Consider the following 13,163-nt stretch of genomic DNA (forward strand, 5'->3'; position numbering starts at 1 on the left):
TTACTCCATCAGGGACGGCAGCCAGGTTGACAGCGCCGGAATGTAGGAAACAAGAAACAGGATCGCGATATTGGTCAGCAGGAACGGCGCCAGCGCCCGGATCACGGTGGTGACCGGTGCCTTTGCAATATTGGCACAGATGAACATGCAAATACCCACCGGCGGCGTCGTCAGACCGATCATCAGGTTCAGAACCGCAAACACCGCGAAGTGGATCGGATCGACGCCAACATTGGTCGCAAGCGTCAGAAGCGGAACAAACAGAATGATCAGGGCCGCGATCGTTTCCATGAACATGCCGACAATCAGCAACACCAGATTGATCAGCAGGATCACGACATATTTGTTGTCGGTCACAGACAGGACCGCATCGGAAATCATTTGCGGGATGCGTTCAGACACCAGAATCCAGCCAAACACATTGGCAAGACCGACCAGTGCAAGAATGGCTGCCGCCGTCACCGCACTGTCGATGATGATTTTGGGCACCTTGCGCAGCGGCAATTCGCGATAGATGAAACAGCCGACAATCAGGGCATAGAGGCTGGCAATCACCGCGGTTTCGGTCGGGGTGACAATACCACTGAGCAAGCCGCCAACAATCAGTGCCGTCATGGCAAGCGCCCAGAAGGCACCGGCAAAGGACCGCGCCAGTTCACCGAACCCTTGCCAGGGTTGATGGGGGAAATTGCGGCGCACGGCAATGATGTAGCAGGTCACCATCATCGCAAGCCCCATCAGGATGCCCGGAATGGCACCGGCAATGAACATCTTGCCAACCGAAATGCCCGACAGCGCGCCGACAATAATCATCGGCATGCTGGGCGGAATGATCGGACCAACGGTCGAGGATGCGGCAGTGACGGCCGCCGAAAATGCCGGGGTATAGCCCGCCCGCACCATGCCCGGGATCATCATCCCGCCGATGGAGGCAGCATCGGCAACCGCGGTTCCGGAAATGCCGCCAAACAGCATCGACCCGGTAACGTTGGTCAGGCCAAGCCCGCCGCGCATCCAGCCGACCATGGCATTGGCAAATCGCACGATGCGCGGGGTGATGCCGCCGCCATTCATCAGGTTACCGGCCAGAATAAAGCCCGGGATACACAGCAGAACAAACACATCCATCCCGGCAAACAGTTTTTGCGGGATCACGACAAGCGGGATGCCTTCGAGCAGAAGATAGCACAGCGATGACAGGCCCAGTGTGACAGCAACCGGAAGACCGATGATCAGACCAAGGGCAAAAACGCCAAATAGAATTGCGAGGCTCATGGGAAGTCCTTTGTCGTATCTTCGGGCTTGCCGTCAGAAACACCGGCAATGATCCGTATCATCCGCAGCACTGCAAACAGACCGAGCACGACAAGCAGAATGAAAACGGTGGCGTGAATGAAATCCATGCGCACACCCAGGGCGGGCGAGGTCTGAAGCACCCCGATTGACACAAACATCCATGCCGGGGACAGCAAGATCAGACAGAAGGCAGCGGTGATCGCGGCCGATATGAATGTCAGGGCACGCTGAACCCGAAGCGGCAGCATTTCACAGACAATGTCGACATTGACCAGTTCGCCGTTACGGAACGACAACCCCACCCCGAAGGCCGCCAGAAACAGCAATGTGTGGCGTGTCAGTTCTTCGGTCCAGACCGGTGAACTGGGCAGGAAGGTCCGGGAAAAGACCTGTATCAGGACCGTGCAAATCAGAATGCCGAAAGCGGCCCCGGTTCCGATCCGGCACAGGGCAATGATGGATGCGTATAGTCTGGCAAAAAGCACGTTACGTCCCCGTCGAAGAAAGGTCCGGTCGCTTTATGGCGACCGGACCGGCAGCAATCAGTTCGCGAAAAGATTTTCGACGATCGGGCGGATTTCGTCGGAAACATTCGCAAAAACAGCGTCTTTTGCCTTCTGGGCAAAGGCCTGGGTGTCGACATCGACAAAGGTCATGCCCTTGGCCTGAAGTTCCTTGGTCAGGCGTTCTTCATCGGCCGTAAACAGGTCGCGTTCAAAGGCCTGCGCGCGTTTCGCGGCTTCCATGACTGCGTCCTTGTCGGCATCCGAAAGCTTGTTCCAGGTGATTTCGGAAATGGTCAGATAGATCCAGGACCGCACATGTTCGGTCTTGTTAACAAACTTCTGAACTTCGTTGAAGCTTGCAGAATCGATCAGGGCCAACGGGTTTTCCTGGGCATCGATGGTGCCGGCCTGAAGCGAGGTGAAGACTTCGGAGAATGCCATCGGGGTCGGCTGTGCGCCCAGCGATTTCCAGACATCAACGAAAAGCGGCACGTTCGGCACGCGAAGTTTCAGGCCGTTCAGATCATCCGGGCTTTTGATTTCGCGGTTCGAGGTCAGGTTACGCGGACCACGGGCGAAATAGGCAATCGGGCGGATACGGGCTTTTTCGATGATCTGCTGTTCGATCTGGTCACCGATTTCGCCACTGGCGACGGCGTCCATATCTTCGAGCGTCGGATAGGCATAAGGCACAGCAAGAAGGGCAGCCATCGGTGCCCAGTTCTGAAGGCTTTCACCGGTGATGGTCATATCGACCGATCCGAGCTGCATGCCGTTGATCAGGTCGATTTCCTTGCCAAGGGTTTCGTTGGGGAAAACCTGCACATCAATACGACCGTCGGTCAAAGACGACAGTTCTTCACCAAACTTCACGGCGGCCTTGTGCCATGCATTTTGCTCGTTGGCGAGATGACCGAGTTTGAGGGTCATTTCCGCAGCCATTGCGGAACTGCCCATCATCATGGCGGCAACGCCGGCAAGCATCAGTTTCTTGGTCGTTTTTTTAAGCATCGTTTCCTCCCTGTTCGGTTGATGCCTTAGGGCGACAACGCGGTACTGGCGTTGTCAAAAAGCTCCGTTCTGGAGCGGGCAATATCAGGCAGCGTATGCAGAATTTCGCGAAGATGTTCACGCATGGCTGCACTGGCGGCTTCGCAATCCCGTGACTGGATTGCCGAAACAATTCGAACGTGCTGCTCGATGATTTCATTCATCGGAAACTGGAAATAACTGAGGTAGCGCACCCGATCGAGCTGGGCGCGCACATCCTCGACCACCTTCCAGGCATAGGTCTTGCCCGCCGCTTCGGCGAGGCAACGATGGAAATCATGATCGAGTGTCAGAAAAGAGCGCGCATCGCCCTGCATGGCCTTGCGCTGGTCGGCGATCAACTGTTCAAGCCGGGCCAGAAAGGCGTCATCGGGTTCTTTGGCGACGAAACGCGCAATGTCGGCTTCGATGGCTTCGCGGACGAAACGGGCATCAAGAACCGCCGCAACCGAGATTTTGCGAACATAGGTTCCGCGTTGCGGGCGAACTTCCAGAAGTCCTTCGTCGGCAAGCTTGATGAAGGCTTCGCGCACCGGCTGGCGGCTGACATTGAAATGTTTGGCGAGTTCGGCTTCGGAAAGGCGCACGCCGGGCAGCAGGTCGGTACACACGATCCGTTCGCGAATAATGCGATGGATCTGCGGGCCTACCGCCTGATCTTGCGTTATCTCCCAGTCCTTTTGTTCAGGATCACCCATCAATCTCTCCTTGCCTTCCTGATCGTTAATGCATACTACCATACTAGTCAACAAAATTGTAGCGTGATACGCTTCACGTTCTTTATAGTCGGTGTTGATAACACCATGCCAATACAGAGAGAAACAGATGAAACAAACTTGGAGATGGTTCGGACCGCGCGATCTGGTCAGCATTGACGATATATGCCAGGCCGGGGCGCATGGCGTGGTTTCCGCCCTGCACCACATTGCCAGCGGTGCGGTCTGGACACCCGACGAGATTGCCAAACGCCATCGCGAAATCGCGACCATGAAAGATGGCGCACCGTCCGGTCTGACCTGGGATGTTGTTGAAAGTCTTCCGGTTTCCGAATCGATCAAACGCCAGGTCGGCCCGTGGCGCGACCATATCGCGGCCTATAAGGAAAGCCTGCGCAATCTGGCGGCATCGGGCATCAGCATCGTCTGTTACAACTTCATGCCGGTTCTTGACTGGACACGCACCCATCTGAACTGGCGGCTGTCAAATGGCGCGACCTGCATGCGCTTTGACCTGTTTGATTTTGTCGCGTTTGATCTGTTCATCCTGGCGCGTGCCGGTGCCCAAAATGATTATGGTGCCGACATCATTGCCGAGGCAAAGACCCGTTTTGAGGCCATGAGCGACGCGCGACGCGCCGAACTGGAACGGACCGTTGCCTTTGGCCTGCCCGGATCGGTCGAGAACCTGTCGCTTGATGATCTGCGCGAGCTTCTTGCGACCTATGCCGATATTGATGCCGATACCCTGCGTGCCAATCTGGTGGCGTTTCTTGAGGAAGTCGTACCGGTGGCACGTGAAGTCGGCATTCGCATGTGCTGCCATCCGGATGATCCGCCCTTTGCGTTGCTGGGTCTTCCGCGCATCATGTCGACCGAAGATGATTACGCCTTTGTCATGAAGGCCGTCGATATTGCGGAAAACGGCATTACCCTGTGTTCCGGGTCGCTTGGCGTCCATCCGGGCAATGATTTGCCGGGCATGATGAAACGCTGGGGTGATCGCGTGCACTTCATCCATCTGCGCAATACCAAGCGCGAAACCGAAGGCCTGCCTTGCAGCTTCCATGAAGCCGAACATCTGGATGGCGATACCGACATGGTTGCCCTGATCGAGCAGATCCTGCGTGAAGAGGCATCGCGCAAGGCAGCCGGTCGTGCGGACTGGAACATTCCGATGCGGCCCGATCATGGCCATGACATCCTTGATGATCTTAACCGCAAGGGACAGCCGGGATATCCGGCGATCGGACGCCTGAAAGGCCTGGCTGAATTGCGCGGTGTGATGACCGCCCTTTCGGCACGCTTTGACAAGCTTGGGGGATAAGGGATGACACAGTCCGGCTTGTCGGAGATGGCGTTACAAGATGCCTTGGCCAAATCAGGCATCGTTCATATCGGTATCGGCGCGTTCCACCGGGCCCATCAGGCGGTTTACACCGATGCCGCCATGGCGGCCAAGGGTGGCGACTGGCACATTATCGGGGTCAGTTTGCGCAGCACCGACATTGTCGATGCGCTGAATGCACAGAATTGCGCATTCACGGTGATCGAACGTCATCCCGATGGACCAAAAGCCCGCCGGATCGCCAGCATGTCGCACGCCATTGCGGCGGCGCGCGATGTCATGCCGGTTCTGGCCGCCCTTGCCGATCCGGCGATCCGGATTGTGACCATCACGGTGACCGAAAAGGCCTATGGCATTGATCGGCAATCGGGCCGGATTCAGAACGATCATCCGGCAATCCGTCATGATCTGGACCATCCCGACAGGCCGTCGGGACTGGTCGGGATTCTTGTGGCCGGACTGAAAAGCCGCAAGGATGCCGGCATGCGGCCCTTCACGGTTCTGTCCTGTGACAATCTTCCGGCCAATGGCAAGTTGCTGCGTGCCGGTGTGATTGATTTTGCCAACCGGATCGACCCGGAACTGGGCGACTGGATTTCGCAAAATGTGTCCTTCCCGTCCACCATGGTCGACCGCATCACCCCGGCATCAACCAAGACCACATATGACGATGCCAAGACCCTGACCGGTGTCGACGACCCGGCCGCGATCGAAACCGAGCCTTTTTCGCAATGGGTGATCGAGGATGATTTCCCCGATGGTCGTCCCGCCTGGGAAGAAGCCGGTGCGATTGTTGTGGCCGATGTCGAACCGTTCGAGGACATGAAGCTTCGCATGCTTAATGGCAGTCATTCGCTGATTGCCTATCTTGGGCAGCTAGGCGGGTATCGTTATGTCCGCGATGCCATGGCCAATGACAATTTCGTCGATCTTGTCGCACGGCATATGGCAAATGCCGCTGCGACCATGGCGCCGCTGGCCGGGATTGATTTTGCCCGCTATGGCGCGGAACTGACCGAGCGATTCCGCAACCCCGAAATCGCCCATGAAACCCGCCAGATCGCCATGGACGGGACCGAAAAACTGCCGCAGCGCATCTTTGCCCCGGTATGTGATCTGGCCGCCGACAGCCGTCATCGCGGTACATTCGCGCTGTGTTTCGCAGCCTGGATTGCCTTTGTGCAAAGCCAGATCAATCCGGCCACCCCCGGTGAAAACAGCCGCCTGCCCGACGATCCGCGGGCAGACGAAATTGCCGATCGCATCGGCAGTGCGCAGGATGCGGCAGACCTTTATGACCGGCTGGCAGGCCTTCCGGGATGGATGCCCCGACAGCTTTGTGAGGATGCGTCCTGGCGCAAGGCGGTGATCAGCCGTCTTGTGATGTTGCTAACCGATGGTGCCGACGCCGCCATCCGCCATGAGCTTGGCCAATGAGTACAAAACGGTTTGTCGCCATTGGCGAATGCATGATCGAAATGTCGGGCGGCGGTGACGGCAACTGGAAAATGGGGATTGCCGGCGATACCCTTAATACCGCCTGGCATTTCCGCAATGCCACCGACCCGGGCGACTGGCAGGTCGGCTATGTCACGGCCCTTGGCGATGACCGGTATTCCCGACGCATTGCCGATTTCATTGCCGATGCCGGGATTGATACCAGCGCCATCCAGCGTCTGGCCGGAAATCGTCCGGGTCTTTACCTGATTGATCAGGAAAAAGGGGATCGTGCCTTTACGTATTGGCGGGAAAATTCCGCCGCCCGCAAAATGGCCGATGACATCGCCGCACTTCGCACCGGATGCGAGGGGGCGGATGTGATTTATCTTTCCGGGATCTCGTTGGCGATCCTCAATACGGACAGCCGGGCCGCGCTAATTGAGATCATCAAACAGCAACCGGCACGTACCCGCATTGCCTTTGACCCCAATATCCGCCCGGCCCTTTGGGAAGATCGCGATATTTGCAAAACGGTATTGTCAGAGGTCGCGGCCCTTTCAGACATCATTCTGCCAAGCTTTGATGACGAGGCGGCCCTGTTCGGGGATGCATCACCACAGGAAACAGTGGCGCGATATCACGACCTTGGCGTGGGCGAGGTCGTGGTCAAAAATGGCAGTGGTCCATGCCATTTCCTGAAAGATGGTCAGGCGACAAGCCTTGATACGCCGGGCGTTTCAAATGTGGTGGATGCGACAGGTGCCGGTGATTCCTTTAACGCCGCATTTCTGGCCGCCCGATTTGGCGGCGCTGAACCAGCCGATGCCGTGCGCCATGGACAGGCCCTTTCGGCCAAGGTCATCCAGACACATGGCGCGTTGCTCAGGAAACAGGGTTAATTCGCTGGGACAAGTCGGCCAAAGCTGGTCGGCAAAGGGGACAGCGTTGGCGTGACGGGTACCGGGGCACTGTTGCGGCCGTGACGCCGGGCTTGAATGCCGTGCGGATATTGACACCGTTCTGACGGCCATCGGATAGCGTGGGTGCGATATCTGCCCATCAACGAAGATGGAAACAAAGACATTACCGGCATTCCTGTCGGCGGGCGTTTGAGGTGATTGGCAAGATCCCCTGCATCATCTGCCAGACAAAGAAACGGGTCCGATATCGGACCCGTTTCCGGACTGAGGACGCATCGGCCAGGGAGACATGATGTGTAAAACCGTGCGCACCCAATCCAGTCGATCCAGTCAGTCCGTTCATTGTGGCGCGGCACCAAAGCCCGCGCCTTTTGCCCGGCTGAGACTGACGGTTGTGAAATCATGGCCTGGTGGTATTTGACCAAGGGTCGCCGGCCCGACATCGGCCAGTCTTGGATGTTTGCGATCCTTGTCGGAAATGACCGCCTGCTGACCATACAATTGCCAGTCGATGCCAAGATCCGGATCGTTCCAGGCAATCCCGCGATCATGTTCCGGACTGTAATAGTTTGACGCCTTGTACATGACGTGGGTGTCGGGTTGCAGGGTTTTGAAGCCGTGTGCAAAGCCATCCGGAATCCAGAGCTGGTACCAGTTTTCCGCGCTGAGTTCGATCTTGATATGCTGACCAAACGTTGGCGATCGCGGTCGGATGTCGACTGCAACGTCAAGAATTGCGCCTTTTGTGACGCGGACCAGCTTGCCCTGGGCATAGGGGCTGGTCTGGAAATGCAGACCGCGAATGGTGTTGATCGGAACGCTGATCGACTGATTTTCCTGTACCAGATCGATATCCCCGACAACTTCGCGAAAATCATCATGACGGAAGGTTTCGGCAAAAACACCGCGCTTGTCCCGATGCCGGGTGGGGATAAACAGAACCGGACCTTCGATATCAAATTCGTCAAATTCCACAGTCATTGTTCATTACTCCTTGATCGAGATCGGAACACGGATCAACTGGCGCGGGACACGCCACCGGTCCTTGTAGGGTTTGGGCACAAGACGGACGAAAACAAGGGATGCATTGTCATCAACCGTGCCAAACAAACGGTCTGTGCTGTCTTCATCAATGATGGACGGATAGGCGGCAAAGGGGTCGCCATCGCCAGCATCACGCCTTAGCGGCTGGCGGTAGAGCAGCCTGGGCTCGGACCAGTTTTTCAGATCCGTCGAGGTCGAATAGAAGAACCCGGCGATGTCAGGTTCGCCCTTTTTGCGAATACGGTGAAGATACACCGTGATGAAACTGTTGGTGGCTTCATGGCGAACCAAACCGCGGATCGATGACACACCAACCGGCCCGACGCGCGCACATTCGGTTTCGCGAACCGACCATCCCTGGTCGGTCAGGGTTGCGGCCCGTTCAAAATCCGACCCGTTCCAGACATCCCATTGCTTGGGATCATCAATCGGCGCCCGTACCAGACAGTTGCGCGATTCTTCCCAGTTATCCGCCCGACGCCAGACAATGGCGTAATAGTAGTTCTGCCAGGAAATGATGTTGGTGACCGTGACATAGCTTGGCGCGCGCGTGCGATCATCGCGATAGGCTTGTGGCGGCGGAAACGGCGCGTGACGAGGCGGATTACCCAGATATTCAAAGGTCTTGCCCCCGTCACCGGATTTCAGCGTGACCAGACCGTTGATCCAGCAATCGGTACGTTTGGTGCCCCCCTTGCAGGGCATATCATGGCGATAGGGCATGAAACTGGCACTGCCCAACGCATAGACATTGCGCCCGTCGCGCGTGTAGATCGCCTGAAGCCAGGTGCGGTCATCAAGAAGTTCCGGCACCGCCTTGCCCGCTGCCTTGAACCGGCTGTCGCAATCGGGCTTGAGGCTGTTAAAGCCATATCCGACAAAAGCGCGGTTCTGAAAGTTCGGCGCAAACAGTACCATTTTGCCCTGATCATTGCGAAAGGCACGGGCCGGGGAATCTGGCAGATGATGGTTGTCACACCCGGTGACATCGCTGTCAAAAATGACGGTTTCCGGCCCCGAGACGGTTACTTCGGCGGCCCGTAAATCCGGGTTCCAGCCAAACATTCCCCCGACCGACAAACCGATCAGGAATGCCGACAGTCCGGTGATGCGTTTTGATAAGAGCAGCTTTTGCAATGTCTTACCCGTCACGGTTGGTAGTGGAATGAGGAAATTTGGTGCGTGGCGTTACTGGGGGCCGCCACGCACCAGACACAGCAAGGTCACGCCGCTTCTGCGACATATGGGGCCGGGGTACTGCCCAGACGGTGCGCCATGCTGTTTTCTTCAAGAAAGTTTTTCAGATCACCGAAGCGCTTCTGATAGGTCTTTTCGAACAAGTCGAAATCGGCCTTGTCCCAGGCTTCTTCGAACGAGAATTTGTCCATATAGCGACCATCAACGAACGGAATGCCAAGTGTTCTGACAAATTCGCGGGTGCGCGTGTCATATGTGACATAAAGAGCCGGAACTTCGTTGGCCAGGGCCAGCAAATTGCCATGCAGGCGATATCCGGTCACCGCATCCAGATTTTGTTCGGCACGTTCAAAATCCGCGACACTTTCAAACACCGAAAGCGATGATTTATAAAGTTCGACCAGCGGATCGCTTGGACCGTAAATCCATTTTTCCGCGGTCAGTTTTTTGATCGCATCGGCCATGACAGATGCGTCATTTTCGACCTGTTTGGAGCGCGCGTAATAGATCTGCTTTTCTTCAAGTTCGCCTGCGCACAAGATTTCGGTGTCATAGCGTTCGGCCAGGGTGCGCAACATATAACGTTGCTGTGTCTGGAAACCGTGTGTCTTGCGGCGCAGGGTAAAGCCAAGCCTGTTGATCGATGATGCATCCACCCGGCGCAATTTCAGTTCCGGTTTGCAATGGCGGAATGCAGTCGGGCAGCCAAAAATGCGAACGTTCCTGATGCCGATCGAATTCAGTGCCTTCTTTGACAGATTGCCCCTCACGCCAATTGATGCCGAACGGTCTGCGACAAGCTGCAAGAACCGTCTGGTTGAGTCATTGACATATTGGTCGGAATTGTCGGGTACCTGAACGCCAATCCCAAAGGCAATCACCGGCACCTTGGTCTTTTCCAGAACCGTTGTGATCGGGTCCCATTGACCGTTGGTGTTGATATAGTTCGACCCGCGCAAAAAGATGTAATCAAGCTGATTTATCTTTTCGATCTGGGTTTCTGACAGATTGCCGTCTGCGGGCACATAAATCGGGAATAGTTCCGAATAATCAAGGATGCGCAGCGACGAGTCATAGACAAAGCAGTCACCAATATTGGTGAACAGCGTCTTTGCCTTTTCGGGCGCATTATAGGTGTGGGTGACAACACCCAGATTGCCTTCGACGCGGCCCGCAGGCATCAGCACGCCAATGCGCGGCTTGCGCCCCCCGGTTGGGAGTTTCGGTTCCATCATATGTCTCCTGCTGGTGGTTCGTGTCATTTTTGACGTTGGTTCGAACCGTTGCTCGTGTTTGGTAATGCAGGTCTTGCGATATGTGCCTAAGCCGCGTTGACTTCGCGGGTTTTAAGGCTTTGTTCCCAATCAAGGGCATGGCGGACGATGACTTCGAGATCATCATGAACCGGGACCCAGCCCAGTTTTTCACGAATACGATCAGCACCGGCGACAAGGGATTGCGGATCACCCGGGCGGCGTTCCGCCAGATCAACGCTGAAATCGACACCGGAAACCTTTTTGACCGCACCGATCACTTCACGTACCGAGAAGCCGCGACCATAGCCGCAATTCATCACGTCGCTTTCGCCACCGCGCTCAAGATATTCAAGCGCAAGGACATGGGCATTGGCGAGGTCGGATACATGGATGTAATCGCGAATGCAGGTGCCATCCGGGGTTTGGTAATCCTCGCCATAAATGGCCATTTGCGGGCGGACACCCGTTGCGGTCTGGCTGGCGATCTTGATCAGATGGGTTGCCTTACGCGACGTTTGGCCCGCACGGCCTTTGGGGTCGGCCCCGGCAACATTGAAATAGCGCAGCGCGACATAATTGAAATCATGGGCAATTGCCGCGTCAGCCAACATCTTTTCGGTCATCATTTTTGAGGTGCCATAAGGCGAGATCGGCTTGAGCGCGAAATCCTCGTTAATCGGGGTGGCATTTGGTTCGCCGTAAACGCCCGCGGTCGAGGAAAAGATGAAATGCCTGATGCCGCTATCGACGGCCGCCTGTAAAAGCGCGCGCGAATTGACCGTGTTGTTGCGGTAATATTCCAGCGGATAGATGACCGAGTCCGGCACAATGATCGACCCGGCGAAATGCATGATCGCTGTTACGTCATGTTCATCGATAATGCGACGCACCAGATCTTCGTCGCCGCAATCACCTTCAACAAAGGCTGCCCCGGCTGGTACTGCCCATCGATGTCCCTGTGTTAGATTATCAAGCACAACCACATCGCGCCCACCATCGAGAAGGGCCAGTGCTGCGTGACTACCGATATATCCTGCGCCACCTGTTACAAGTACAGTCATTGCCGTGTCTCCTTATTGATGTTGCCTGTTGCTCATCAGGCTGATCTTTGGAAGTAGCTGCGTCTGACCATTCCGATCCGGAACAGCCAGACGGCAGTACCGGATGTGATCACGCGACCTTTCGTTGCGGCTGCGTGTCAGCTTTCATGACATCGACCATCTTGTGGTCGATATTGTTCTCGGTCAGGAACTGCGCCATTTCGCGATAGGTCTGGAACCAGGCGCGGTTGAACTTGTCGAACAGGTCCTGATTCCAGTAATCCTCAAGCACGAATTCCTTTTTCGAGAACACGTCATAGGACGGGATCTGATAGGTTTCGGCGAATTCGACGGTGCGGCTGTCATAGGTGAAGTAAATCGACGGAACACCGTTTGACAGCGCCATCAGATTGCCGTGCAGACGATAGCCCAGCACGCAATCCTTGGTGCGCACCAGATCCTCGTAATCGGAAACAACATCGGAATAGAAAAGCTTCTCGCGATAGAGACGTTCCATCGTGTCATCGAGATACCAGTTCTTGACCCAGTCGTTGTTTTTAAGCGCCTGCATGGCTTCTTCACGCTGGATGTTGCTGCCAAAGACCAGTTTCTTTTCTTCGGGTTCGCCCTGCGCCATCAGGGTGATGTCTTCAAACCGGCCAGCCAGATGTTTGACCAGATCACGATGGAAGGTCAGGTAGCGCTTGATGTCCTGCGCGTAGGCCGGGGAGACTTCGCGGCGCAGGGTAATGCCGACATTCTTCACGCTATCAAGGGATGGCAGTTTGATGCGCATGTCGGGATTGTTTTGCCGGAACGCGGTCGGGCAGCCGACAATACGCACATTGGTAATGCCAAGATCCCAAAGAACCTGTGCGGTATAGGCCCCGCGCACACCGATGGATGTGGTGGAATCGGCCATCATGCGCAAAACCGTCTTGGTCTGTTCGGACAGCTCGATCTTGCCTTTGACCGGCGCCTGCGCACCGATACCAAAGCCCAGAACCGGTAATTTCAACCGTTTGAGGACATCAATGGTGTTGCGCCAATCCATGTCGGAATGGATGTAGTTCGAGCCGCGCAGGAAGACATAATCATATTCCTCGCGAAGGCGATCGATGTCTTCCATTTTGGGATCGGCAATCGGCAGAACGCCAAGTTTGTCGTAATTCATCAGCTTGAGCGATGAGTCAAAGACAAAGGCATCACCGATATTGTGGTAGTGATTGATGCTCTTTTGAACATCCTGATAGTTGTACCATCGGACGCAGTCGTGGTCGTAGACTTCGCCTGAAGGGATCATTACGAGAACGCGCGCCATGTTGTCTCTCCTTGGTTGATCACGTTTTT

12 protein-coding genes are annotated in these 13,163 nt (G+C 55.9%); 3 read left to right on the forward strand and 9 right to left on the reverse strand.

What is annotated here, in order from left to right:
* From M9H61_RS13055 to M9H61_RS13070, 4 genes are read right to left on the reverse strand one after another with little or no spacing between them, the layout of a single operon-like run.
* Positions 1 to 1,275 (reverse strand): TRAP transporter large permease, encoded by a 1,275-nt coding sequence (locus M9H61_RS13055; RefSeq protein WP_101246873.1) that lies wholly within the window; start codon positions 1,273 to 1,275, stop codon positions 1 to 3.
* The gene (locus tag M9H61_RS13060; protein ID WP_101246872.1) at positions 1,272 to 1,781 is read right to left on the reverse strand and encodes a TRAP transporter small permease; all 510 of its coding nucleotides are present in this window, start codon (positions 1,779 to 1,781) and stop codon (positions 1,272 to 1,274) included. Before M9H61_RS13060 ends, M9H61_RS13055 begins: the two co-directional genes overlap by 4 nt.
* Before the next feature lie 57 nt (positions 1,782 to 1,838).
* Positions 1,839 to 2,813 carry a TRAP transporter substrate-binding protein gene (locus tag M9H61_RS13065; RefSeq protein ID WP_250280880.1) on the reverse strand — a complete coding sequence of 325 codons (975 nt, stop codon included), beginning with the start codon at positions 2,811 to 2,813 and terminating at the stop codon, positions 1,839 to 1,841.
* A 26-nt stretch (positions 2,814 to 2,839) separates the two neighbouring features.
* Positions 2,840 to 3,550 carry a GntR family transcriptional regulator gene (locus tag M9H61_RS13070; RefSeq protein WP_101246870.1) on the reverse strand — a complete coding sequence of 237 codons (711 nt, stop codon included), beginning with the start codon at positions 3,548 to 3,550 and terminating at the stop codon, positions 2,840 to 2,842.
* 127 nt (positions 3,551 to 3,677) lie between these two features.
* Here M9H61_RS13070 and uxuA point away from each other — a divergent pair, with 127 nt between their 5' ends.
* From uxuA to M9H61_RS13085, 3 genes are read left to right on the forward strand one after another with little or no spacing between them, the layout of a single operon-like run.
* Positions 3,678 to 4,895: a mannonate dehydratase gene (gene uxuA, locus M9H61_RS13075; RefSeq protein ID WP_250280887.1), complete on the forward strand. Its 1,218-nt coding sequence runs from the start codon at positions 3,678 to 3,680 to the stop codon at positions 4,893 to 4,895.
* Positions 4,896 to 4,898: 3 nt separating this feature from the next.
* Positions 4,899 to 6,353 (forward strand): mannitol dehydrogenase family protein, encoded by a 1,455-nt coding sequence (locus tag M9H61_RS13080; protein ID WP_250280889.1) that lies wholly within the window; start codon positions 4,899 to 4,901, stop codon positions 6,351 to 6,353.
* Positions 6,350 to 7,255 (forward strand): sugar kinase, encoded by a 906-nt coding sequence (locus M9H61_RS13085; RefSeq protein WP_250280890.1) that lies wholly within the window; start codon positions 6,350 to 6,352, stop codon positions 7,253 to 7,255. The genes M9H61_RS13080 and M9H61_RS13085 overlap by 4 nt, the downstream gene beginning before the upstream one ends.
* Before the next feature lie 360 nt (positions 7,256 to 7,615).
* Here M9H61_RS13085 and rfbC read toward each other — a convergent pair whose 3' ends face one another.
* The 5 genes from rfbC to M9H61_RS13110 form a co-directional block, all read right to left on the reverse strand.
* A complete protein-coding gene (gene rfbC / locus M9H61_RS13090; RefSeq protein ID WP_250280892.1) occupies positions 7,616 to 8,257 on the reverse strand; it encodes a dTDP-4-dehydrorhamnose 3,5-epimerase in 642 nt (213 codons plus the stop codon).
* A 6-nt stretch (positions 8,258 to 8,263) separates the two neighbouring features.
* On the reverse strand, positions 8,264 to 9,457 hold the full coding sequence (locus tag M9H61_RS13095) for a hypothetical protein (RefSeq protein ID WP_250280894.1): 1,194 nt from the start codon (positions 9,455 to 9,457) through the stop codon (positions 8,264 to 8,266).
* Positions 9,458 to 9,543: 86 nt separating this feature from the next.
* A complete protein-coding gene (locus M9H61_RS13100; protein ID WP_250280896.1) occupies positions 9,544 to 10,749 on the reverse strand; it encodes a polysaccharide pyruvyl transferase family protein in 1,206 nt (401 codons plus the stop codon).
* An 89-nt stretch (positions 10,750 to 10,838) separates the two neighbouring features.
* A complete protein-coding gene (gene galE / locus M9H61_RS13105; protein WP_101246865.1) occupies positions 10,839 to 11,834 on the reverse strand; it encodes a UDP-glucose 4-epimerase GalE in 996 nt (331 codons plus the stop codon).
* A 109-nt stretch (positions 11,835 to 11,943) separates the two neighbouring features.
* Entirely contained in the window at positions 11,944 to 13,134 is a 1,191-nt protein-coding gene (locus M9H61_RS13110) for a polysaccharide pyruvyl transferase family protein (protein ID WP_250280899.1), read from the reverse strand.
* Positions 13,135 to 13,163 lie beyond the last annotated feature (29 nt).

This window comes from Thalassospira sp. GO-4 (genome assembly GCF_023588965.1).
GTDB classification, from domain to species: domain Bacteria; phylum Pseudomonadota; class Alphaproteobacteria; order Rhodospirillales; family Thalassospiraceae; genus Thalassospira; species Thalassospira povalilytica.